Below are 23,478 nucleotides of genomic sequence, written 5' to 3'. Positions count from 1 at the left end.
CCGTGAGTGCGACCAACCCGCTACTGCAGTCTTATGACTTGCCGCCCTTCTCGGCGATCCGCGCCGAGCATGTGCAGCCGGCGATTGAACAGATCCTGGCCGACAACCGTACCGCCATTGCCGAGATCCTCAAGACCCAGGGCCAGAACCCGACCTGGGCAGGCCTGATCCTGGCCATGGACGAACTCAACGACCGCCTGGGCGCCGCCTGGAGCCCGGTCAGTCACCTCAATGCCGTGTGCAACAGCGCCGAGCTGCGCGAAGCCTACGAGGCCTGCCTGCCGGCATTGAGCGCGTATTCCACCGAAATGGGCCAGAACCGTGAGCTGTTCCAGGCCTACGAGGCGCTGATCGCCAGCCCCGAGGCTGCCGGCTTCGATGTGGCGCAAAAGACTATTCTCGAACATGCCCTGCGTGATTTCCGCCTGTCGGGTATCGACCTGCCGGCCGACAAGCAGCAGCGCTACGCCGAAGTGCAGAGCAAGCTGAGCGAGCTGGGCAGTCGCTTCTCCAACCAGCTGCTCGACGCCACCCAGGCCTGGACCAAGCATGTCGTGGACGAGGCCGCGCTGGCCGGCCTGACCGATTCGGCCAAGGCGCAGATGGCCGCCGCCGCCCAGGCCAAGGGCCTCGAAGGTTGGCTGATCAGCCTGGAATTCCCCAGCTACTACGCGGTGATGACCTACGCCCAGGACCGTGCCCTGCGTGAAGAGATCTACGCCGCCTACTGCACCCGCGCCTCCGACCAGGGCCCCAATGCCGGCCAGTTCGACAACGGCCCGGTGATGCGCGAGATCCTCGACCTGCGCCAGGAGCTGGCCGAGCTGCTCGGTTACCCCAACTATGCCGAACTGAGCCTGGCGACCAAGATGGCCGAGTCCAGCGATCAGGTGCTGAGCTTCCTGCGCGACCTGGCCCAGCGCAGCAAGCCGTTTGCCACCCAGGACCTGGCCCAGCTCAAGGCCTATGCCGCCGAGCAGGGTTGCCCTGACCTGCAGAGCTGGGACAGCGGCTACTTCGGCGAGAAGCTGCGCGAGCAGCGCTACAGCGTTTCCCAGGAAACCCTGCGTGCCTACTTCCCGATCGACAAGGTGCTGTCCGGCCTGTTCAGCATTGTCCAGCGTCTCTATGGCATCGAAATCAACGAGCTCAAGGGCTTCGATACCTGGCACCCGGACGTGCGCCTGTTCGAAATCAAAGAGCACGGCCATCACGTCGGGCGCTTCTTCTTCGACCTCTATGCCCGCGCCAACAAGCGCGGCGGTGCCTGGATGGACGGCGCCCGCGATCGTCGCCGCGCCGCGGACGGCGAGCTGCAGAGCCCGGTGGCCAACCTGGTGTGCAACTTCACCCCGGCAGCCCCCGGCAAACCGGCGCTGCTGACCCACGATGAAGTCACCACCCTGTTCCACGAGTTCGGTCACGGCCTGCATCACCTGCTGACCCGCATCGAACATGCCGGTGTTTCCGGCATCAACGGCGTGGCCTGGGATGCCGTGGAGCTGCCAAGCCAGTTCATGGAGAACTGGTGCTGGGAGCCCGAAGGCCTGGCGTTGATTTCCGGTCACTACGAAACCGGTGCCGCCCTGCCCCAGGACCTGCTGGAGAAAATGCTCGCGGCGAAGAACTTCCAGTCCGGCCTGATGATGGTCCGCCAGCTGGAGTTCTCGCTGTTCGACTTCGAACTGCATGCCCACCACGGCGATGGCCGCAGTGTGCTGCAAGTGCTCGAAGGCATCCGCGACGAGGTCTCGGTGATGCGCCCGCCGGCGTACAACCGCTTCCCCAACAGCTTTGCGCATATTTTCGCCGGTGGTTACGCGGCGGGTTACTACAGCTACAAGTGGGCTGAAGTGCTCTCGGCCGACGCCTTCTCGCGTTTCGAGGAAGAAGGCGTGCTCAATGCTGAAACCGGTCGCGCGTTCCGCGAAGCCATCCTGGCCCGCGGGGGTTCCCAGGAGCCGATGCTGCTGTTCGTCGACTTCCGTGGCCGTGAGCCGTCAATCGATGCACTCTTGCGCCACAGTGGTCTGAGTGAGGATGCGGCGGCATGAGTGATGCGCCTGTGAACAAGACGAAAAAACGCTTTATCGCCGGGGCGGTCTGCCCGGCGTGCAGCGAGCCGGACAAGCTGATGATGTGGAGCGAAGACAGCGTTCCGCATCGTGAGTGCGTGGCCTGCGGGTTCTCCGACACCCTCAACGAACAGGGGTTGTCGGTGCCCAAGGAACTGGGTACCCGGGTCAACCAGGTGGAGCAGAAGCCGGCTGCGGCGAAGGTGCAGACGGTGCAGTTCTTCCCTAATCCCAAGCTGAAGAAGCCGGCCGAGTAACGGTAACGGCACTCGGGGATTCACTGCCCCGGGTGCCATTTAATTAGTGCCGAAGCGCCCACCGCAGGTTCCAGAGTGATGGTTCCCATCACCCACACTGGAACCGCTATGAACAGTGACAACCCCCTGCTGGCGCACCACGATGATCCGATTGACTACGCCGTAGTGCGCATCGAGCACGTGCGCGCGGCTATCGACCAGCTCATCGCTGACACCCGTATCGCAATCAATACCATCATCGACCACCAGCGTCGCTTGCCGACCTGGGATGGACTGGTGCTGGCCATCGATGCGCTGGATGCGCGCCTCAATAACACCTTGAACAGCATCGTTCCCCTGGGTTTTCGTGCCGAAGGTGAGTGGCAGAAGATTACCTTTGAATGTTGGGACCGGGTCCAGGCGTTTTTCCGGGAAAAACTGCAAAACGTCGAGTTATTGCACCTGTATGAGCGCTTTGCCGCCAGCGCCCATGGCCGCAACCTGGACTGGCATGGCAAGGCGGCGCTGCACCGTACACTCACCGCCTTTCGCCTGTCTGGTGTCCACCTGCCAGCACACCAACGTGCGCGCTTGCAGGCGTTGGAGCAGCAGGTCAGCTCTCTGAACGAGGCATTTTTCATCAACATGAGCCGTTCCAGTGATAACTGGAGCCTGCACATCATGGATGAACAACGCTTGCACGGCATACCTGCGCTCAACAAGGCGGCGATGGCGGCGGCAGCAACGACCAAGGGCCTGGGCGGCTGGCTGATTACCCTGGAGGAGGCCCCCTACCTGGCCGTCATCGAACATGCACAAGACCGGGCCCTGCGTGAGCAACTCTATCGAGCCTACCTGACCCGGGGTGCAAGCGCTGATCCTCAATACGACAATGCTGGCGTGCTCCAGGCCTTGGCCGAAACGAAGCAGGAAAAGGCGCGCTTGCTCGGCTTTGCGTCGTTCCCGCAGTTCAATCTACAACTCAAAGGGGGCGCATCACCCGAGCAGGTCGTGACCTTCCTCGAAGACCTGGCGCGCCAGGCTGGCCCCGGGTTGGAAAGGGAGCGACAGCAATTGCAAGCTGCTGCCCAGCAACAGGGCCTGGTGCAGCCACAGCCCTGGGATGTGGTCTATCTGCGCAAACAGATGGGGCATACACCGCTGAGTGTGTCAGAGGATGATTTGCGTGCCTTCTTCCCCTTGCCTGCAATCGTCAGCGCATTGATCGATCTGGCTCGAAACCTGTTCGGACTGGTGCTGACCCCGGCGTCGGACATCTCCATCTGGGAACCCGGCGTTCTCGCGTTTGAAGCGGTGCAAGACCACGCATTGCTGGGGTACCTCTACATCGATGCCATCGCCAGGGATGGCAAGCCGTCCGAAGCAGCCTGGACCAGTTACTTGCGCAATCGTCATACCGATGCCGACGGGATCTACCATACGTCTGCCGCTGCGTTGTTCACCAGCATTGCTCCGGGCCAGGGCAGTGCCCCACCGCTATTGACCCACCTGGATCTGCGCAAGCTGTTCCACGAGTTCGGTCATGGCCTGCACCACCTGCTGGTGCGGACCGCCAACTATCACCTGTCCGATATACAGAAGCTGGGTCCGGGTGGCTTCGAGATTGCCAGCAAATTGCTTGAGCGCTGGTGCTGGTCTGCGTCATACCTTGCCAGTATTTCGACGCACTTTGAGCGTGGCACGTCGTTGTCGGTGCACACCCTGCAGGCTGTTCTCGATCGGTATCAAGCGCAGGAGCGTCCCAAGCTGGCAGTCGAACTGGCCAAGTCGCTGTTCGATCTCGACCTGCATGGCAGCCCTGACGATGGTCGTGCCGTGCAGCAAAGAGTCGAAGACAGCTTCGGCAAAGCGGGCGCCTGGCCGCTGGCCGCATTTGAACGGCCCATGCATGCCTTCGATCACCTGGTTACCGGTTATGACGTGGGCTACTACGGCTATCTCTGGGCCGATGTCCATGCCTTCGACCTGTTCAGCCGCTTCGAACAGGAAGGTCTGAAGAACCGGGCGACCGGCCTAGCATTGCAGGATGAAGTGTTCGCGCCGGGCGCCGCTCGCCCGATTCGCACAGGTGTCGAAGCGTTTCTCAATCGACCGCTGAGTGCGCTGCCATTCTTGCGCTGGTACGGACTTGCCGACTGAATCCGCCGAGCGGGGCTGGATCATCCCTGTCGGCTGGTTTACTGTATAAAAAAACAGTATCAGGTGCAGTATGGTTGCTCCAGCTCCCCAGCGAGGACGCGGCACGACCCATAATCCTCACAACCGCTTTGCCCCGAGCCACTCGGTGGCCGAAGACGATGGCTGGTACCAGGAAGTGCCCCTGACCCAGGGCACCGAAGTGCGCATGGAGACAGCCAAGAGCATCATTACCCGCAACACCTCACCCGACCTGCCCTTCGACCGCTCGATCAATCCGTATCGCGGTTGCGAACATGGCTGTATCTACTGCTACGCCCGACCCAGCCATGCCTATTGGGACATGTCTCCAGGGCTCGATTTCGAAACCAGGCTGATTGCCAAGACCAATGCCGCTGCTGTCCTGGAGCAGCAATTGAGCAAGCCGGGTTATGTCTGCTCGCCGATCAACCTGGGTTCCAACACCGACCCCTACCAGCCCATCGAACGTGAGCAGCAACTGACCCGGCGTCTGCTGGAAGTACTACTGCGTTACCGTCACCCGGTCACCATCGTCACCAAGGGCTCGCTGATCCTGCGCGATCTGGACCTGCTCAGCGAGCTGGCCCGGCAACGCCTGGTGTCGGTAATGATCAGCCTGACTACGCTCGATGACGAGCTCAAGCGCACCCTCGAACCCCGGGCGGCAGCGCCGAAGGCCAGGTTGCGGGCTATACGCGTGCTCAGTGAGGCAGGCATTGCGGTCGGGGTGCTGTGCTCGCCGATGATCCCGATGATCAACGACAGTGAGCTTGAGCACCTGCTGGAGGCAGCCCGGGACAATGGCGCCCTGAGTGCGGCGTACATGATGTTGCGCCTGCCGCTGGAAGTCGCGCCGCTGTTCGAGCAATGGTTGCAGGATCATTACCCGCAACGTGCCAGCCATGTCCTCAGCCTGATCCGCCAGAGCCGGGGCGGCGAGCTGTACGACAGTCGCTTTGGTGCGCGCATGCGTGGTGAAGGTGTATTCGCCGAGCTGTTGGCGCAGCGTTTCAGCAAGGCCATTCGGCGCCTGGGGCTCAACCGGCGCGAAGGCTACGGGCTCGATTGCAGTGCCTTTTGCCCCCCGGGCCGGCAGATGTCGTTGCTCTGATTTCGGTAGTGGGTATTGGCCATTGATGCTTTTTTGATATTATTGAGATGGCTCTTTGACGCTCTGGAACGCCCGTTCTAGAGCCTCGCAATTCAGTTTGAGTTAAGTTTTTCCGAGTAGTGTAGGAATTCAGTCAACAAATGATGTGATTGTTGGCGCGCGCAGGTCATCCAAAAGTCATGCGCTGTTTGAATCATCAACCCGGTAAAATGGACTTAACCTAAAAAACCGTCAAAGAGGATGAATCATGCCCGTCAAGGACCCATCCAAGGCCGTCCCGGCTGCCCCCGCCGAGAACGCCGATGCCGCCCTGAAGCACATCGTCGACGGCTTCCTGCGGTTTCACCATGAAGTCTTCCCCGAGCAGCAGGAGCTGTTCAAGAAGCTCGCCACCGCGCAAGCGCCTCGTGCGATGTTCATCACCTGCGCCGACTCGCGCATTGTGCCCGAGCTGATTACCCAGAGTTCCCCTGGTGACCTGTTCGTTACCCGTAACGTGGGTAACGTCGTGCCTCCCTACGGGCAGATGAACGGTGGCGTGTCCACTGCCATCGAATATGCCGTGCTGGCCCTGGGCGTGCACCACATCATCATTTGCGGTCACTCCGATTGCGGCGCCATGCGTGCGGTGCTCAACCCCAACAGCCTCGAGAAGATGCCGACGGTCAAGGCCTGGTTGCGTCATGCCGAGGTCGCCCGCACGGTGGTCGAGGACAACTGCTCCTGCGGCAGCGAGCATGAAAGCATGCAGGTGCTGACCAAGGAAAACGTCATCGCCCAGTTGCACCACCTGCGCACCCACCCTTCGGTGGCCTCGCGCCTGGCGGCCGGCCAGCTGCACATCCATGGCTGGATCTACGACATCGAAACCAGCCAGATCGAAGCCTACGACGCCGCAAGCGACCGTTTCCTGCCCCTGGCTGCTGGCCAGCCAATCCCTAGCGCCACCCCGAGAGGCCGCTACTAAGCGTCCCTCGCTTCCCGCAACACGCTGATTGACGGCTGCACCCCACGGGTGCGGCCTGGTCATCGGCTGCCTTGAATTTCCCTGACTGCCTTTGCCAGCCCGCTGGCGGCCTGCGCCTGCCTGTGCGCCAGGGAAGAGTGCTGTCGGCCATTGGAATGGCCGTAAACCTTGAAAGAAGGAGTGACAGGGTGAACACGACACAGATCAAAGCGGCATTGCCGCGCGAATTACTGGCTTCAGTGGTGGTATTCCTGGTTGCCCTGCCCTTGTGCATGGGCATCGCCATTGCCTCGGGCATGCCCCCGGCCAAGGGCCTGATTACCGGGATCATCGGTGGCATCGTGGTCGGTTGGCTGGCCGGCTCGCCCCTGCAGGTCAGCGGCCCGGCGGCGGGCCTGGCGGTGCTGGTGTTCGAGCTGGTGCGCCAGCATGGCGTGGCGATGCTGGGGCCTATCCTGGTGTTGGCGGGGTTGCTGCAACTGCTGGCGGGACGCTTGCGTCTGGGCTGCTGGTTCCGGGTCACGGCGCCCGCCGTGGTCTACGGCATGCTCGCCGGCATCGGTGTGCTGATCGTGTTGTCCCAGGTGCATGTGATGTTCGACCGTGCGCCGCAGCCGTCGGGGCTGGCCAACCTGCTGGGGTTCCCGGCGACCCTGACCCAGGCCTTGCCGCTGCAAAGCCAGGGTAACGGCTGGCAGGCCGGCGCATTGGGGCTCGGTACCATCGCCGTGATGTGGGGATGGGAGCGGTTGCGACCGCAATCGCTGCGCTTTGTACCCGGAGCACTGCTCGGCGTCGCCCTGATGACGGCCATCTGCATCGGCCTGGCATTGCCGGTGAACCGGGTCCAGGTGCCGGCGGACCTGAGCCAGGCCATCGGCTGGTTGCACCCGGCTGACCTGTTCAACCTCGCTGACCCGAACCTGCTGGTCGCCGCCTTTGCCTTGGCCTTCATCGCCAGTGCCGAAACCCTGTTGTCCGCTGCCGCGGTCGATCGCATGCACAACGGCCAGCGCTCGGACTTCGATCGAGAACTGTCAGCCCAGGGGCTGGGGAACATGCTCTGTGGCGTGCTCGGTGCGCTGCCGATGACCGGGGTGATCGTCCGCAGTTCGGCCAATGTCCAGGCCGGCGCCCGGACACGCCTTTCGGCGATTCTGCACGGCGTCTGGTTGCTGGCGTTCGTGGTGGTCCTGAGTAGTGTGCTGCAACAGATCCCGGTGGCGAGCCTGGCGGGTGTGCTGGTCTACACCGGCTTCAAACTGGTCGACTTCACGGCATTCCGTGGCCTGGGCCGCTACGGCCGGATGCCGATGTTCACCTACGCAGCCACGGCGCTGGCAATCATCTTCACCGACCTGTTGACCGGTGTGCTGCTCGGTTTTGCCCTGACCCTGCTCAAGTTGGCGCTCAAGGCCGCACGCTTGAAGATCAGCGTGGCCAGCCTCGATGCGCCCGGACATAGGGAACTGCGCTTGAGCGGCGCGGCGACTTTTCTCAAGGTGCCGGCGCTGGCCCGGGTGCTCGAAGGCATTCCGGCGGGCACAACGCTGCATGTGCCGTTGGCCAACCTCAGCTACATCGATCATTCATGCCTTGAACTGCTCGAGGACTGGGGACGGGCCAATGCGGGCAAGGGGTCGCGCTTGCTGATCGAGCAGCGACGGCTCAAGCGGCGGGTCGAAGGACGCCTGCGCACCACGGTCGGGTTGGGGGCCTGAACTGAAGTGGTGATGCTGCTATCGCGGGGCGAGTCGAGTCGTCGCACCGCCGCTCCCACGTCCTGTGGGAGCCGGCATCGTCGCCGACCGGTATTACGCCGACTGGTCCAGCTCCAGGCCTACGCCCAGTTGCCGCGACAGGCAAGGCCAGCGCTTCCATGCTGCGCCGGTATCCGGGCTGCTGAGTTTCTCGCGGTAGGCTTCGACCGACTCCAGGGCGAAGCTCTCGTCGTCGAGCATTGCGTCCACCGAGTGGTGCACCACTTCATCCAGCTGGTTGGCAAAGTCTTCGCCGATCAGCTGGTGGGCGATCAGGTTGGCCACGGTGGTGTCCAGCGGGATCAGGGGCTGCTGGAAGTGCTTGATGTACAGGTCGTTGACCTCTTCCACCAGGCGATGCGCCAGGTAGGCTTCATCCAGCAGGCAGCCGAGGCCGACATGGCCGTTCATGATTTTCGGTGGTTGCAGGAAGTACTCTTCGGCGATTTTCAGCACCGGTTTGATCTGCGACTCGATGCCGGCCTCGCGGGCCACGGCGTTGGCCGCCTCGAGCAGTTCCGGCACCTGGTCGATGTAGGCGCTGACGAAGCGGGTCAATGCGCCCTGGGCGTCGATTTCCGGTAGCTGGATCGAAGGGTGCAGGTGTGGCAGTTGTTTGATCAGTTGCTCTTTCAGTTGGTCGGTTTCGGTCTCATGTTGATGGGCACGGGTAATCTGCTCGCGCAAAGCGGCGATGTTCATGACAACTCCAGGGAAAAGGCGTGACAAACGGAAGACATAAGGTAGCTCGGTTCTGTCCAGCGTTAAGACGCATTTTGCATAACCGCTGTCTTCTTATATTCATCAATTATATCTAAGTGCCATCATTGTGCTTCATCCCGCGTATTTCGCGGGCTGGCGCGCAAACGTTCAACCTGGCCGGTTTGATTTTTTCGATCGCGTTGCGTGGTCGAGGTCGCTGTCTATACTCCGGTTGAAAGTGATTCGCTGATGAGGCCCGACTGTAGTTCGCAGGGGGCTCGGTCGTCGAAGTTCGCAGTCTTGGCCGCCGTACCCTTAGCCGTAGGTCCACGCCTCCGGGATAACAAGAACGATAAGGGGAACCCGCAATGATGCGACATCCACACGTCTGGATGGGCCTCCTGTTGTGGTCGGTATTCGGTCAGGCCAATGCCGCCTGGACCGTGAACATGGCGCCAGGGGCGACTGAAGTCAGCAACGCAGTGTTCGACCTGCACATGACCATCTTCTGGATCTGCGTGATCATCGGCCTGGTGGTCTTTGGCGCGATGTTCTGGTCGATGATCATTCACCGTCGTTCCACCGGTCAGCAGCCTGCGCATTTCCACGAGCACACCTGGGTCGAGATCATGTGGACGGTGGTGCCGTTCCTGATCCTGGTGGCCATGGCGATCCCGGCGACCAAGACCCTGATCGACATCTACGATGCCAGCGAATCGGACGTCGACATCCAGGTCACCGGCTACCAGTGGAAGTGGCACTACAAGTACCTGGGCCAGGACGTCGAGTTCTTCAGCAACCTGGCCACGCCCGCCGACCAGATCCACAACAAGGCACCCAAGGACGAGCACTACCTGCTCGAAGTCGACCAGCCGCTGGTGCTGCCGGTGGGGGCCAAGGTGCGTTTCCTGGTCACCGCCGCCGACGTGATCCACTCCTGGTGGGTACCGGCCTTCGCGGTCAAGCGCGACGCCATTCCCGGCTTCGTCAACGAAGCCTGGACCCGCATCGAGAAACCCGGCATCTACCGCGGCCAGTGCACCGAGCTGTGCGGCAAGGACCACGGCTTCATGCCGGTGGTGGTCGAGGTCAAGTCCAAGGCCGACTACGACACCTGGCTGGGCGAGCGCAAGGCCGAAGCCGCCAAGCTCAAGGAGCTGACCAGCAAGGACTGGACCCTGCAAGAGCTGGTCGAGCGTGGCGACAAGGTCTATCACACCACTTGCGTGGCCTGTCACCAGGCCGAAGGCCAGGGCCTGCCGCCGATGTTCCCGGCACTCAAGGGCTCGAAGATCGCCACCGGGCCCAAGGAAGATCACCTGGGCATCGTCTTCCACGGCAAGCCGGGCACGGCCATGGCCGCCTTCGGCAAGCAGCTCTCCGAAGTGGATATCGCCGCCGTGGTCACCTACGAGCGCAACGCCTGGGGCAACAACAAGGGCGACATGGTCACGCCGAAGGATGTGCTGGCGCTTAAACAGGCGGAAAGCAAATGAGCGAATTCAGGAGAGAGGACATGAGTGCAGTGATCGACGACCACGGTCATGCCGGCCATGACCACGCCCATGGGCCGGCCAGGGGCCTGATGCGCTGGGTGCTCACCACCAACCACAAAGACATCGGCACCATGTACCTGTGGTTCAGCTTCACCATGTTCCTGCTGGGCGGCTCCTTTGCCATGGTGATCCGCGCCGAGCTGTTCCAGCCCGGCCTGCAGATCGTCCAGCCGGAGTTCTTCAACCAGATGACCACCATGCACGGCCTGGTGATGGTCTTCGGTGCGGTGATGCCGGCCTTCGTCGGCCTGGCCAACTGGATGATCCCGCTGATGATCGGCGCGCCGGACATGGCCTTGCCACGGATGAACAACTTCAGTTTCTGGTTGTTGCCGGCGGCGTTCCTGCTGCTGGTCTCGACCCTGTTCATGCCCGGCGGTGGGCCGAACTTCGGCTGGACCTTCTACGCGCCGCTGTCCACCACCTACGCACCGGAAAGCGTGACCTTCTTCATCTTCGCCATCCACCTGATGGGGATCAGTTCGATCATGGGCGCGATCAACGTGATCGCCACCATCCTCAACCTGCGCGCCCCGGGCATGACCCTGATGAAGATGCCGCTGTTCGTCTGGACCTGGCTGATCACCGCGTTCCTGCTGATCGCGGTGATGCCGGTACTGGCCGGGGTGGTGACCATGATGCTGATGGACATCCACTTCGGCACCAGCTTCTTCAGCGCCGCCGGCGGCGGTGACCCGGTGCTGTTCCAGCATGTGTTCTGGTTCTTCGGCCATCCCGAGGTGTACATCATGATCCTGCCGGCGTTCGGCGCGGTCAGTTCGATCATTCCGGCGTTCTCGCGCAAGCCGCTGTTCGGCTACACCTCGATGGTCTACGCCACCGGGGCGATCGCCTTCCTGTCCTTTATTGTCTGGGCCCACCACATGTTCGTGGTCGGCATCCCGGTGGTCGGCGAGCTGTTCTTCATGTACGCCACCATGCTGATCGCCGTGCCCACCGGGGTGAAGGTGTTCAACTGGGTCAGTACCATGTGGGAAGGCTCGCTGACCTTCGAGACGCCGATGCTGTTCGCCATCGCCTTCGTCATCCTGTTCACCATCGGCGGCTTCTCCGGGCTGATGCTGGCCATCGCCCCGGCGGACTTCCAGTACCACGACACCTACTTCGTGGTCGCCCACTTCCATTACGTGCTGGTACCCGGGGCGATCTTCGGCATCTTCGCCTCGGCCTACTACTGGCTGCCGAAATGGACCGGGCACATGTACGACGAAACCCTGGGCAAGCTGCACTTCTGGTTGTCGTTCATCGGCATGAACATGGCCTTCTTCCCCATGCACTTCGTTGGCCTGGCCGGCATGCCGCGGCGGATTCCCGACTACAACCTGCAGTTTGCCGACTTCAACATGGTCTCCTCGATCGGTGCCTTTACCTTCGGCGCCACGCAGATCTTCTTCCTGTTCATCGTCATCAAGTGCATTCGCGGTGGTGCGCCCGCGCCGGCCAAACCCTGGGATGGCGCCGATGGGTTGGAATGGACGGTGCCTTCACCGGCGCCCTACCACACCTTCCAGACCCCGCCGGACGTGAAATGAACGGCGACCTTCGGAGGATGCAGTCATGAGTGAAGGGATTTCGCTCAAGCGCCTGGTCGTGCGGCTACTGCTGCTGACCGTGGTGATGTTCGCCTTCGGCTTTGCCCTGGTGCCGATCTACGACGTGATGTGCAAGGCCTTCGGCATCAACGGCAAGACCGGCGGGCAGTACCAGGCGACCCAGCAAACCGATCCGGACCGCAGGGTGAAGGTGCAGTTCATGTCGACCAACGCCAGCGACATGGTCTGGGAGTTCCACTCCACCGCCGACCAGATCGACGTCAACCCGGGGGCGGTGAACGAGATGGTGTTCATTGCCCGCAACCCGACGGACAAACCCATGACGGCCCAGGCGATCCCCAGCGTCACCCCGGCCGAGGCGGCAGCGTATTTCCACAAGACCGAATGCTTCTGCTTTACCCAGCAGGTGCTGCAGCCGGGGCAACGCATCGAGATGCCGGTGCGCTTTATCGTCGACCGCGACCTGCCCAGGGACGTGAAACACCTGACGCTGGCTTACACGTTGTTCGATATCACCGCCCGCCACCCGCCGGTTGCACAACTGGCAGGCCAGGACCCACAGGGCGCCCGATAAGGAGAACCGTCAATGGCTTCCCATGAGCACTACTACGTACCGGCGCAAAGCAAGTGGCCGATCATCGCCACGGTCGGCATGTTCATCACGGTGTTTGGCCTGGGTACCTGGTTCAACGACCTCAAGGCCGGTCGCCCCGAGTCTCATGGACCGTGGATCTTCTTCTTCGGTGCCTTGTGCCTGGCCTACATGCTGTTCGGCTGGTTCGGCGCGGTAGTCAAGGAAAGCCGCGCCGGGCTCTACAGCTCGCAACTGGACCGTTCGTTCCGCTGGGGCATGTCCTGGTTCATCTTTTCCGAGGTGATGTTCTTCATCGCCTTCTTCGGCGCGCTGTTCTATGTCCGCAACCTGGCCGGACCGTGGCTGGGGGGCGAAGGCGCCAAGGGCGTGGCGCACATGCTCTGGCCGAACTTCGAGTTTTCCTGGCCGTTGCTCAACACCCCGGATCCGAAGTTGTTTCCGCCGCCCAGGGAAATCATCGATCCCTGGCACCTGCCGCTGATCAACACCATCCTGCTGGTCAGCTCCAGCGTCACCGTGACCATCGCCCACCATGCCCTGCGCAAGGATCACCGCGGCGCACTGAAGTTCTGGCTGGCGCTGACCATTGCCCTGGGCATCAGCTTTTTGGTGCTGCAAGCCTATGAGTATCACGAGGCATACACCAAGCTCGGCCTGACCCTGGGTTCAGGCATCTACGGCGCGACTTTCTTCATGCTCACGGGCTTCCATGGTGCCCACGTGACCATGGGTACCTTGATTCTGTTCGTGATGTTGATGCGCATTCTGCGCGGGCATTTCAACCCCGACAAACACTTTGGCTTCGAGGCGGCCAGCTGGTACTGGCACTTTGTGGATGTGGTCTGGGTGGGGCTATTTATCTTCGTTTACGTGCTGTAGCCGTCGTCAGAACGGTGCGTGGGATACCAACTGGCCGCTGTAGAAGCCCCAGGTGATCAGCGCCAGGGTCAGGGCGGCGAGGCTGACCCGCACGGTCAGGGCCTTGAGCAGGCGGGTGGAGTGTCCGTCGTCCTTGACCAGAAAGAACAGGCCACTGAACAGGCTGGCAATGGTGGCCAGCAGCATCAGGACAATCGCGGCTTTGAGCATGGCGAAACTCCGTGGGGATGCATCGATGACTTTAAGTATAGCGACAGACCATGGGGTGACCGGGTGAAGCCATTTCGCCCCGGTTGGGTGCCGACCCTGGTGGTGTTGATGCTGTTGCCCGGGCTGATCGGCCTGGGCTGCTGGCAGTTGGGGCGTGCCGAACAGAAACGAGCCTTGCTCGCCAGCTATGCCGAGCGCCAGGCCAGCGAACCATTGGGCGCGGTACAGCTGCCTGAATTACAGGACCCGGCTTACCGCCGGGTGCACCTGTTCGGCCAGTTCGATGCCGGGCACAGCCTGCTGCTGGACAACCGCATGCGTGACGGCCAGGTAGGCGTCGAGCTGCTGCAACCCTTTTTCGACCAGGCCAGCGGGCTCTGGCTGCTGGTCAATCGCGGCTGGCTGCCCTGGCCGGATCGACGCCGGCCGGTGCAGTTCAGCACCCCGCCGCAGGCGCTTGGCCTTGCGGCCTGGGTCTATGTCGCTCCCGGCGCCACCTTTCAGCTGCATGCCGATCCCGAAGGCGGCGACTGGCCCAGGCTGCTGACGGCGGTCGATGCCGGTCATCTCTGGCAGCAGCTTTCGCGCGAAGGCTTTGCCCATGAACTACGCCTGGAGGCGGGGCCTGCCAGTTACCGGCTGGACTGGCCGGTGGTCGCCCTGGGCCCGGAAAAACACCTCGGCTACGCCGTGCAATGGTTCGCCCTGGCCGTGGCGCTGGTGCTGCTTTACCTCTACTTCGGCTGGCATAACAACAAGGAGAAACAGCATGGCAGCGGTCAGCAATCCACTCAACATGTCTGAAGGCAAGATGCCTTCCGGGCGGGCGCGGGGGCGCCTGCAACTGATCCTGATCCTGCTGGTGGTGATCGGGCCGATGATCCTGGCGACTGGCATGTACAAGTTCCAGTTCTGGGTGCCGGATAGCCGCAGTTATCACGGCGAGATGATCGGCAACGGCCAGAGCCGCGCCGATCTTGGGGTGAACAGCGCTGAGCAGCGCTGGCAGTTGCTGGTCAGCGCCCCGGGGGACTGTGCCCTGGACTGCCAGCAACTGGTGTACCTGGCCCGGCAGGTCCAGATCGGCCTGGGCCGTGACGCCAGCCGCGCCAGCCATGCCCTGGCCACCGCCCAAGCCGTGGGCAGCGATTACCAGGCCCGGCTCGACCGCGAGTACCCGCAGTTGCAGCGCTACCCACTGGACCTGGGCAAGTACGCTGCAGCCAGCCAGGGCAAACAGGAGGCGCAACTGTGGATCGTCGATCCACACGGCAACCTGGTGCTGCGCTATGACGCCAGGGTCAAGGGCAAGGACCTGCTCAACGACCTGCGCCACCTACTGAAACTGTCCAATATCGGGTAGGACATCGCCATGGCCAGACCTGGATACCGCCTCGCTGTATTCGCCACCCTGCTGGCACTGGTTGTTGTCCTGCTCGGTGCCTACACCCGTCTCACCCACGCCGGGCTGGGCTGCCCGGACTGGCCTGGGTGCTACGGCTTCATCAGCGTGCCCAAGACCGAAGCGCAGCTGGCCCATGCCGAAATGCACTTCCCCGACACTCCGGTGGAGGCGCACAAGGGCCGCAACGAGATGGTCCATCGCTACTTCGCCGGCACCCTGGCGCTGGTGATCACCCTGCTCGCCCTGCAGGCCTGGCGTCGCCATGGGCGTGACGGCCAACCTTATCGCCTGCCCTTGCTGCTGCTTGGCGTGGTGTTCGCCCAGGCGGCCTTCGGCATGTGGACCGTGACCCTCAAGCTGTGGCCACAGGTGGTCACGGCCCATTTGTTGGGCGGCTTTGCCACCTTGAGCCTGTTGTTCCTCCTGAGCCTGCGGTTGTCCCGGGCCTTTGCGCCCCTGCCCAAGCTGCCGCTGAGCGTGCGGCGGGTGGCGGCGCTGGGGCTGTTGGTGGTGATCGGCCAGATCGCCCTGGGCGGCTGGGTCAGCGCCAACTATGCCGCCGTGGCGTGCGTCGATCTGCCGACCTGCCATGGCCAGTGGTGGCCGCAGGCGGACTTCGCCAACGGCTTTCACCTGACCCAGCATATCGGTCCCAATTACCTGGGCGGACAGCTGGACAGTGATGCGCGCACGGCCATCCACATCAGCCATCGGATGGGCGCCCTGCTGGTGACCTGCGTACTGCTGTTGCTGAGCTGGAAGCTGTACCGCCATGGCCTGGGCAAGCTGGCCCGCCTGGTACTGCTGGCACTGGCGGTGCAGGTCGGCCTGGGGATCAGCAATGTAGTGTTTCACCTGCCGCTGGCGGTGGCCGTGGCACACAACGCCGGTGGCGCCCTGCTGCTGCTGAGCATGGTGCTGGTCAATTACCGCATTCGCCTGGTGGCCAGGGCGAAGGCGCGCCGGGTCAGCCAGGGCTGGCGCCTGACGCCGCTCGGCAGTAGCGGTGTCGTTCACTATCTGGGAGATAACTCATGGCGACGCTTCTGAGCGCTAGCAGGCGTCGGGCGGGCTGGCGCGACTACCTGGAGCTGACCAAGCCTAAGGTGGTGGTGCTGATGCTGATCACCTCGCTGGTGGGTATGTTCCTCGCCACCCGCGCCGGCGTGCCCTGGGCTGTGCTGCTGTTCGGCAACCTGGGCATCGCCTGTTGTGCGGCGGGCGCCGCCGTGGTCAATCATGTGGTGGACCGGCGGATCGATGCCTTGATGGCGCGCACCCATAAGCGCCCGCTGGCTGAAGGCCGGGTAGCGCCCGCTGCCGCCCTGACGTTCGCCTTGCTGCTGGCGCTGGCGGGAATGACGCTGTTGCTGCTGTTCACCAACGCCCTCACTGCCTGGCTGACCCTGGCCTCGTTGCTGGGCTATGCGGTGATCTACACCGGCTTTCTCAAGCGCGCCACGCCGCAGAACATCGTGATTGGCGGCCTGGCCGGTGCGGCGCCGCCGCTGCTGGGTTGGGTGGCGGTCAGCGGCCACATCAGCGCCGAGCCCTTGCTGCTGGTGCTGATCATCTTCGCCTGGACCCCGCCGCACTTCTGGGCCCTGGCCATCCACCGCAAGGAGGAGTACGCCAAGGCGGACATCCCGATGCTGCCGGTGACCCACGGCGAGCATTACACCAAGGTGCACATCCTGCTTTATACCCTGGTACTGCTGGCGGTCAGCCTGCTGCCCTTTGCCATCCACATGAGCGGGCCGCTCTACCTGGCCTGTGCGCTGCTGCTGGGCGTGCGCTTCCTGCAATGGGCCTGGGTGTTGTACCGTGGCAGCAGGCCGCACGCGGCGATCAAGACCTTCAAGTACTCGATCTGGTACCTGTTGCTGTTGTTCATCGCGCTGCTTGTAGACCACTACCTACTGTTGAACCTATGACTCGAACCCAGAAAACCGTCTTCATCCTCGTTGCCCTGGTCGCTGTGATCCTGGGGCTTACCGTCAACAAGGTGCTCAATGGTCGTAGCGAAGGCAATCCGACCGAGCTGATCGATGCCGGCATCATCCTGCTGCCGCAGAGCCGCACCGTGCCGAGCCTGGAGATGACCGACGAGAAGGGCCAGGCCGTCGCCGTGGATGAGCTCAAGGGCAAGTGGTCGTTGCTGTTCTTCGGCTACACCTTCTGCCCGGACATCTGCCCGACCACCCTGGCGCAATTGCGTCAGGTGAAGAGCGAGCTGCCTAAAGAAGCAGTGGATCGCCTGCAGGTGGTGCTGGTGAGTGTCGACCCGAACCGCGATACCCCGGCGCAGCTGCAGCAGTACCTGGGCTATTTCGACAAGGATTTCCGTGGCCTGACAGGCTCTTTGGAGACCATCCAGAAACTGGCCAACGCGGTGAGCATCCCGTTTATTCCGGCCGACACCAGCAAGCCGAACTACACGGTCGATCACAGTGGCAACCTGGCCGTGATCGGCCCGGATGGCAAGCAGCGGGGGTTTATTCGCGCGCCGTTCAACAATCAGAAGCTGGTGGCCCAGCTGCCTGTGTTGCTTAAGCGGGATTGAATGCATCGCGGGGCAAGCCCGCTCCTACAGATCACCTGTGGGAGCGGGCTTGCCCCGCGATTGGAACTACTTAGAACGCCGGCTTGACCGCGCCCTTGTACTTCTCTTCGATGAACTTCTTCACTTCCGGGGTGTGCAGGGCTGCAACCAGCTTCTTCACAGCCTCCGCATCCTTGTTGTCTTCACGGGTGACCAGGATGTTCACGTAAGGCGAGTCGCTGCCTTCGATGACCAGGGCATCCTTGCTCGGATCCAGCTTGGCTTCCAGCGCATAGTTGGTGTTGATCAGCGCCAGGTCGACCTGGGTCAGCACACGTGGAATGGTGGCTGCTTCCAACTCACGGAACTTGAGGTTCTTGCCGTTCGCGGCGATGTCTTTGACCCCGGACAGGATGTTGGTGTTGTCCTTGAGCTTGATCACACCGGCCTTGTCCAGCAGCAGCAAGGCACGGCCGCCGTTGGTGGCATCGTTGGGGATGACCACGGTGGCGGTCGATGGCAGCTCATCGAGCTTCTTGAACTTGCTCGAGTAGGCGCCCAGGGGCTCCAGGTGCACGCCGGCAACGCTGACCAGGTGGGTGCCCTTGGCCTTGTTGAATTCATCCAGGTACGGCTGGTGCTGGAAGAAGTTGGCGTCCAGGCGCTTCTCGGCCACCTGCACGTTCGGCTGGATGTAGTCGGTGAACACTTTCACCTTCAACTCCACGCCCTCTTTGGCCAGGACCGGTTTGACGAACTCGAGGATCTCGGCGTGTGGCACCGGGGTGGCGGCCACGGTCAGGGTCTCGGCCTGGGCCGAGAAGGCCGCGGCGGCGGCGACAACAGCAAGCAGCTTTTTCATCAAATCACTCCTTGTGAGGGCCGATCCGGCCCCCGGCCCACGGGGTTACTTACGGGAAAAATGCACGACCAGTTTGTCGCCCACGCTCTGCAGCACTTGAACCAGTATCAGCAGCAGGACCACGGTGACCACCATGACGTCGGTCTGGAAACGCTGGTAGCCGAAGCGGATCGCCAGGTCGCCCAGGCCGCCGGCACCCACCACACCGGCCATGGCGGTGTACGACACCAGGGTAATGGCGGTGACGGTGATGGCGGCGAAGATGCCCGGACGGGCTTCAGGCAGCAAGGCGTTCATGATGATCTGCCGGGTGCTGGCGCCCATCGACTGGGTGGCTTCGATGATGCCGCGGTCCACTTCGCGCAGGGCGGTTTCCACCAGGCGCGCGAAGAATGGCGTGGCCCCTACCACCAGCGGTGGAATGGCGCCGGCGACCCCCAGCGAGGTGCCGGTGATCAGCACGGTGAACGGAATCATCACGATCAGCAGGATGATGAACGGCAGCGAGCGCAGCACGTTGACCACCAGCGACAGCAGCGCATACACGCCTTTCTGTTCGAACAACTGGCGCGGACCGCAGAGGAACAGCAGCACGCCCAGCGGCAGGCCGAGCAGCACCGTGAACAACAGCGAGCCGAACAGCATGATCATGGTGTCGATGGTAGCCAGCCAGATTTCGGCCCAGTCGACGTTGGCAAAGAAACTCAAGGCGTCCATCAACGCAGTACCTCCATATGAACATCAGCCGCCGTGAAGCGGGCGAAGGCCGCTTCCATGTCGCCGCCAGTGACGGCCAGGGTCAGCTGCCCATACGGGGTGTCTTTGATGCGGTCGATACGACCGGCAAGGATGCTGTAGTCCACGCCGGTTTCGCGGGCAACGGTGCCCAGCAGCGGCGCGTAGGTGGAATCGCCCTGGAAGGTCAGGCGCACGATGCGCCCTGGTACATGGGCGAAGTCGTCGCGTTGTTCGTCTTCGTCGATCTGCTCGTCTTCCTGGACGAAACGCTTGGTGGTCGGGTGTTGTGGATGCAGGAACACATCGGCTACCGGCCCCTGTTCGACGATCTGTCCGGCATCCATCACTGCCACGCGGTCACAGACCCGGCGGATCACGTCCATTTCATGGGTGATCAGCACGATGGTCAGCTTCAGTTCGCGGTTGATCTCGGCCAGCAGCTGCAACACTTGTCCAGTGGTTTGTGGATCGAGGGCGCTGGTGGCTTCGTCGCAGAGCAGGATCTTCGGCTTGGTGGCCAGGGCGCGGGCAATGCCGACGCGCTGCTTCTGGCCGCCCGACAGCTGGGCCGGATACTTTTTGGCGTGGTCGGACAGGCCGACCCGGGCCAGCAATTCGCTGACGCGGGTGTCGATGTCCTTGCGCGACAGCTCGCCCGCCAGGACCAGGGGCAAGGCGACGTTGTCGGCCACGGTCTTGGAGGCCAGCAGGTTGAAGTGCTGGAAGATCATCCCGACCTGTTGGCGGAAGCGCCGCAGGTCATTGGCGTTGAAAGCGGTGACATCTTCACCGTCGACGATGATCTTGCCGCCGCTTGGGGCTTCCAGGCGGTTGATCAGGCGCAGCAGGGTACTTTTACCGGCACCGGAGTGGCCGATCAGCCCGAACACCTGGCCGTCTTCGACGCTCAGGTTGGTCGGGTGCAGCGCGGGGATGTCCCTACCGGCGACGCGGTAGGTTTTATGTACATTTTGAAACTCGATCACGTAGCGAACCTTGTGGGGCGCATGGAATTTGGGTCAGCGGTTAGCCGGGGGGCGCATTTTAGCCTGTTCGTATAGAGGTTCTTAGCATTTATTTCGCAATTGACCAATGCTGCGGGAATAACGCGATCAGTGGTCGAAACCGGGCATAAAAGCTGGAATATGCGCTGCGGGTGCCCGCCGGGCACCCGGTCGCTCAGGGCTGGCGTGGCACCAGGACCACCTGGGCAGGCTGGTTGCGCTGGATTTTGTGGGTTTGCTGCAAGGCGAACTCGCTGTCGAGCTTGTTCACCCGCTTGCCCAGCAGGGTCTTGAGCCAGGGGGCATCATCCTTGCGCGGTACCTGGAACACCACGTCGCACTGAAAATTCACCACATCGCTGGCGATGGCGTCGAGTTGCTTGCGTAACTCGGCAATGTTGCGGGTTTTCAGCGCAACGACGGTGCTGGGCGCGCTGGGGTCGATCACCTTGGCGCGCGGTTTGGCTTCGGCGGCCTTCAGGGCGGCTTCGGCCTTTTCCAGTTCGGCCTTGCGGGCCTGGGCAATGGCGCCGTTGACGCCGCCAGTCAAGGCCGGGGCCTTGGGCATCAGGGCACGGGCGCGGCTCAGGGCGGTGGCGGCAGCATTGACGTCACCCTTTTGCAGAACCATCTGGCTGCGTTGCAGGTAGGCTTCGGCCAACTGCCGCTGGTGCTGCTCGACCCGGCTGTCATTGGGGTACTGGGCTTGCAGGGCAGCCAGCTGGTCTTCGGCGGTGGCCAGCTCGTTGCTGGCGATGCTTTGCTCCAGCTGCTGCCAGGCATCGGCCTGGGCAGGTGTGGCGGCGTTGTCGACCGGAGCGCTGGAACATGCGGCCAGGATCAGGGAAAACGCGGCAAGGAGCAGATAACGGGAGGCGAAACGCTTCATTCCTGCGACTCTCTAATTGCGCAAAAAAGCGAGCAAGTCTACACCCAGTCCGCAGACTCAGGAATAACTCTTCAGGGCCCTGCACAATTTAAATGTCGCAGGGTGCGACCGACCGGGTCGCACCCTGGGCATCAGCGCCGGGGCAAGGCCAGGCTCAGCAAGAATAGCACCGCCGCACAGACCACGATCGACGGGCCGGCCGGAGTGTCCTTGAACCACGACAGCGCCAGGCCGCCACACACTGCCGTCACCCCCAGCAGGCTGGCGCCCAGGGCCATCTGCTCGGGGGAGCGGGCGTGGCGTTGCGCCGCGGCGGCCGGAATGATCAGCAGCGAGGTGATCAGCAACACCCCGACGATCTTCATGGCCACGGCGATCACCACGGCAATCAACAGCATCAGCGCCAGGCGCAGGGCCGTTACCGGCAGGCCTTCGACCATGGCCAGTTCTTCGTGCACAGTCACCGCCAGCAGCGGGCGCCAGAGCACCACCAGCAACAACAGGACCGCGGCGCTGCCGCCGAGGATCCAGGCCAGGTCACCGGGGCTGATCGCCAGCAGGTCGCCGAACAGGTAGGCCATCAGGTCGATGCGCACATCGTGCATGAAGCTCAGTACCACCAACCCGAGCGACAGGGTGCTGGGGGCAAGAATCCCCAGCAGGGTGTCGGAGGCCAGTGGCTGGCGCTGTTGCAGGGTAACCAGCAGGATCGCCAGCAGCAGGCAGCCGACCGTCACCGCCAGGGCCGGGCTGATATCCAGCATGAAACCCAGGGCCACCCCCAACAAGGCGGCATGGGACAGGGTGTCACCGAAATAGGCCATGCGCCGCCAGACCACGAAAGACCCCAGGGGACCGGCGACCAGGGCCAGGGCCAGGCCTGCGAGCAGGGCGTAAAGCAGGAAATCAGCCATGCTTGCAGTGTTCTCCGTGTACATGTCCGCCCTGGGCGGGCGCAATCACCGACCCGTGCAGGTCGTGGGTGTGGTCGTGATGGTGGTGGTAGATCGCCAGGCTCGGCGCGTTATTGCCGAACAGCTCGACGAAGGCGGGGTCGCCGCTGACCTGTTCCGGATGGCCGGAGCAGCAGACATGACGGTTCAGGCAGACCACCTGGTCGGTAGTGCTCATCACCAGGTGCAGGTCGTGGGACACCATCAGCACGCCGCAACCGTGGCGGTCGCGCAGGCGGGTGATCAGGCTGTACAGCTCGGCCTGGCCGGCCACGTCGACACCCTGCACCGGCTCGTCGAGCACCAGCAACTCAGGTTCGCGCAGCAGCGCCCGGGCCAGCAGCACCCGTTGCATCTCGCCACCGGAAATCCCCTGGATCGGGCTGTCGATCACCTGTTCGGCGCCGACTTCGCCCAGTGCCGCCAGGGCCGCGGCGCGATCGACGCCGGGGACCAGGCGCAGGAAGCGCAGGACCGAAAGCGGCAAGGTGGCGTCCACCTGCAGCTTTTGCGGCATGTAGCCGATGCGCAGGCGTGGCTTGCGCCAGACCTTGCCGGTATGGGGCTTGAGCAGGCCGAGCACGGCGCGCACCAGGGTCGTCTTGCCGGCGCCGTTGGGGCCGATCAGGGTGACGATCTGCCCGGGCTCGACCGCAAGGTCGATGCTGTCGAGCACCGCCTGCCCGGCGAACGCCACGCCGACCTGTTCGAGGCGAATCAATGCAGTGCTCATCCGGCGCTCCGGCAGTTGCCGCACAGGCCGACCACTTCGACGGTCTGCGCCTCGACGCTGAAATCGACTTCCTTGGCGCTGGCGACAATGGCGTTGCTGATGCTGGTCTGCTCCAGTTCGATCGCCACGTGGCACGCCCGGCAGATCAGGAACTGCCCCTGGTGGGCGTGCTCCGGGTGACTGCAGCCGATGAAGGCGTTGAGCGAAGCGATGCGGTGCACCAGGCTGTTCTCCAGGAGAAAGTCCAGGGCCCGATAAACGGTCGGCGGCGCAGCGCGGCGGCCGTCCTGTTCGCTCAGCACGGCGAGGATGTCATAGGCGCCCAGCGGTTTATGGCTCTGCCAGACCAGTTCCAGCACGCGACGGCGCAAGGCGGTCAGGCGCAGGCCCTGGCGTGCGCACAGGGCGTCGGCCTCGGCCAGGGCGCTGTGCACGCAATGGGAGTGGTCGTGGGGGCGGTTGGCCAGCGGGGTTTTAGGCATGGGCGGCGACGGTTCTGATTAGAGACG

24 protein-coding genes are annotated in these 23,478 nt (G+C 63.0%); 15 read left to right on the top strand and 9 right to left on the bottom strand.

Annotated features, from left to right (window positions below; all coding sequences use genetic code 11):
- Window positions 1–2: 2 nt before the first annotated feature.
- From prlC to M2D63_RS18670, 6 genes are all read left to right on the top strand, one after another.
- Window positions 3–2,054: an oligopeptidase A gene (gene prlC / locus M2D63_RS18695; protein ID WP_285864478.1), complete on the top strand. Its 2,052-nt coding sequence runs from the start codon at window positions 3–5 to the stop codon at window positions 2,052–2,054.
- Window positions 2,051–2,332, top strand: coding sequence for a YheV family putative zinc ribbon protein (locus M2D63_RS18690; RefSeq protein WP_285864477.1), 282 nt, complete (start codon window positions 2,051–2,053; stop codon window positions 2,330–2,332). The genes prlC and M2D63_RS18690 overlap by 4 nt, the downstream gene beginning before the upstream one ends.
- A gap of 108 nt (window positions 2,333–2,440) precedes the next feature.
- Window positions 2,441–4,471, top strand: coding sequence for a M3 family metallopeptidase (locus M2D63_RS18685; RefSeq protein WP_285864476.1), 2,031 nt, complete (start codon window positions 2,441–2,443; stop codon window positions 4,469–4,471).
- 70 nt (window positions 4,472–4,541) lie between these two features.
- Window positions 4,542–5,600: a PA0069 family radical SAM protein gene (locus M2D63_RS18680; RefSeq protein WP_285864475.1), complete on the top strand. Its 1,059-nt coding sequence runs from the start codon at window positions 4,542–4,544 to the stop codon at window positions 5,598–5,600.
- Window positions 5,601–5,847: 247 nt separating this feature from the next.
- Window positions 5,848–6,567, top strand: coding sequence for a carbonic anhydrase (locus M2D63_RS18675; RefSeq protein WP_285864474.1), 720 nt, complete (start codon window positions 5,848–5,850; stop codon window positions 6,565–6,567).
- Window positions 6,568–6,755: 188 nt separating this feature from the next.
- Window positions 6,756–8,288, top strand: a complete 1,533-nt coding sequence (locus tag M2D63_RS18670) for a SulP family inorganic anion transporter (RefSeq protein ID WP_285864473.1) — start codon at window positions 6,756–6,758, stop codon at window positions 8,286–8,288.
- Between the two features lie 93 nt (window positions 8,289–8,381).
- On the opposite strand, the gene M2D63_RS18665 is transcribed toward M2D63_RS18670, so the two are convergent.
- On the bottom strand, window positions 8,382–9,029 hold the full coding sequence (locus M2D63_RS18665) for a hypothetical protein (protein ID WP_285864472.1): 648 nt from the start codon (window positions 9,027–9,029) through the stop codon (window positions 8,382–8,384).
- Window positions 9,030–9,397: 368 nt separating this feature from the next.
- Between M2D63_RS18665 and coxB the strand changes: the two genes are divergently transcribed.
- The 4 genes from coxB to M2D63_RS18645 are packed head-to-tail and all read left to right on the top strand — an operon-like array spanning window position 9,398 to window position 13,633.
- Entirely contained in the window at window positions 9,398–10,525 is a 1,128-nt protein-coding gene (gene coxB, locus M2D63_RS18660) for a cytochrome c oxidase subunit II (protein WP_285864471.1), read from the top strand.
- A 20-nt stretch (window positions 10,526–10,545) separates the two neighbouring features.
- Window positions 10,546–12,138 carry a cytochrome c oxidase subunit I gene (ctaD, locus tag M2D63_RS18655; RefSeq protein ID WP_285864470.1) on the top strand — a complete coding sequence of 531 codons (1,593 nt, stop codon included), beginning with the start codon at window positions 10,546–10,548 and terminating at the stop codon, window positions 12,136–12,138.
- A 25-nt stretch (window positions 12,139–12,163) separates the two neighbouring features.
- Window positions 12,164–12,733, top strand: a complete 570-nt coding sequence (locus M2D63_RS18650; RefSeq protein WP_285864469.1) for a cytochrome c oxidase assembly protein — start codon at window positions 12,164–12,166, stop codon at window positions 12,731–12,733.
- A 12-nt stretch (window positions 12,734–12,745) separates the two neighbouring features.
- On the top strand, window positions 12,746–13,633 hold the full coding sequence (locus M2D63_RS18645; protein ID WP_285864467.1) for a cytochrome c oxidase subunit 3: 888 nt from the start codon (window positions 12,746–12,748) through the stop codon (window positions 13,631–13,633).
- Between the two features lie 6 nt (window positions 13,634–13,639).
- Here M2D63_RS18645 and M2D63_RS18640 read toward each other — a convergent pair whose 3' ends face one another.
- Complete coding sequence (locus tag M2D63_RS18640; protein WP_128322075.1) at window positions 13,640–13,843, bottom strand: twin transmembrane helix small protein; 204 nt, start codon at window positions 13,841–13,843, stop codon at window positions 13,640–13,642.
- Between the two features lie 63 nt (window positions 13,844–13,906).
- Between M2D63_RS18640 and M2D63_RS18635 the strand changes: the two genes are divergently transcribed.
- The 5 genes from M2D63_RS18635 to M2D63_RS18615 are packed head-to-tail and all read left to right on the top strand — an operon-like array spanning window position 13,907 to window position 17,811.
- Complete coding sequence (locus M2D63_RS18635; RefSeq protein ID WP_285864465.1) at window positions 13,907–14,647, top strand: SURF1 family protein; 741 nt, start codon at window positions 13,907–13,909, stop codon at window positions 14,645–14,647.
- Window positions 14,613–15,206, top strand: coding sequence for a hypothetical protein (locus tag M2D63_RS18630; RefSeq protein WP_285864464.1), 594 nt, complete (start codon window positions 14,613–14,615; stop codon window positions 15,204–15,206). The genes M2D63_RS18635 and M2D63_RS18630 overlap by 35 nt, the downstream gene beginning before the upstream one ends.
- Window positions 15,207–15,215: 9 nt before the next feature.
- The gene (locus tag M2D63_RS18625; protein ID WP_285864463.1) at window positions 15,216–16,298 is read left to right on the top strand and encodes a heme A synthase; all 1,083 of its coding nucleotides are present in this window, start codon (window positions 15,216–15,218) and stop codon (window positions 16,296–16,298) included.
- Window positions 16,283–17,182, top strand: coding sequence for a heme o synthase (gene cyoE / locus M2D63_RS18620; RefSeq protein WP_285864462.1), 900 nt, complete (start codon window positions 16,283–16,285; stop codon window positions 17,180–17,182). The genes M2D63_RS18625 and cyoE overlap by 16 nt, the downstream gene beginning before the upstream one ends.
- A complete protein-coding gene (locus tag M2D63_RS18615) occupies window positions 17,179–17,811 on the top strand; it encodes an SCO family protein (protein WP_285864461.1) in 633 nt (210 codons plus the stop codon). Before cyoE ends, M2D63_RS18615 begins: the two co-directional genes overlap by 4 nt.
- A 70-nt stretch (window positions 17,812–17,881) precedes the next feature.
- On the opposite strand, the gene M2D63_RS18610 is transcribed toward M2D63_RS18615, so the two are convergent.
- From M2D63_RS18610 to zur, 7 genes are all read right to left on the bottom strand, one after another.
- Window positions 17,882–18,652: a MetQ/NlpA family ABC transporter substrate-binding protein gene (locus M2D63_RS18610; RefSeq protein WP_285864460.1), complete on the bottom strand. Its 771-nt coding sequence runs from the start codon at window positions 18,650–18,652 to the stop codon at window positions 17,882–17,884.
- Window positions 18,653–18,697: 45 nt separating this feature from the next.
- A complete protein-coding gene (locus M2D63_RS18605; RefSeq protein ID WP_285864459.1) occupies window positions 18,698–19,369 on the bottom strand; it encodes a methionine ABC transporter permease in 672 nt (223 codons plus the stop codon).
- Entirely contained in the window at window positions 19,369–20,376 is a 1,008-nt protein-coding gene (locus tag M2D63_RS18600; protein WP_285864458.1) for a methionine ABC transporter ATP-binding protein, read from the bottom strand. The genes M2D63_RS18605 and M2D63_RS18600 overlap by 1 nt, the downstream gene beginning before the upstream one ends.
- Before the next feature lie 193 nt (window positions 20,377–20,569).
- Window positions 20,570–21,283: a PA5502 family lipoprotein gene (locus M2D63_RS18595; protein WP_285864457.1), complete on the bottom strand. Its 714-nt coding sequence runs from the start codon at window positions 21,281–21,283 to the stop codon at window positions 20,570–20,572.
- A gap of 131 nt (window positions 21,284–21,414) precedes the next feature.
- Complete coding sequence (gene znuB, locus M2D63_RS18590; protein WP_285864456.1) at window positions 21,415–22,197, bottom strand: zinc ABC transporter permease subunit ZnuB; 783 nt, start codon at window positions 22,195–22,197, stop codon at window positions 21,415–21,417.
- Entirely contained in the window at window positions 22,190–22,969 is a 780-nt protein-coding gene (gene znuC / locus M2D63_RS18585) for a zinc ABC transporter ATP-binding protein ZnuC (protein ID WP_285864455.1), read from the bottom strand. The genes znuB and znuC overlap by 8 nt, the downstream gene beginning before the upstream one ends.
- Window positions 22,966–23,451, bottom strand: coding sequence for a zinc uptake transcriptional repressor Zur (zur, locus tag M2D63_RS18580; RefSeq protein WP_285864454.1), 486 nt, complete (start codon window positions 23,449–23,451; stop codon window positions 22,966–22,968). Before zur ends, znuC begins: the two co-directional genes overlap by 4 nt.
- Between the last annotated feature and the right edge of the window lie 27 nt (window positions 23,452–23,478).

Source organism: Pseudomonas sp. BJa5, from assembly GCF_030272875.2.
Taxonomy (GTDB): Bacteria; Pseudomonadota; Gammaproteobacteria; order Pseudomonadales; family Pseudomonadaceae; genus Aquipseudomonas.
This window is presented reverse-complemented; position numbering and strand designations above follow the sequence as displayed.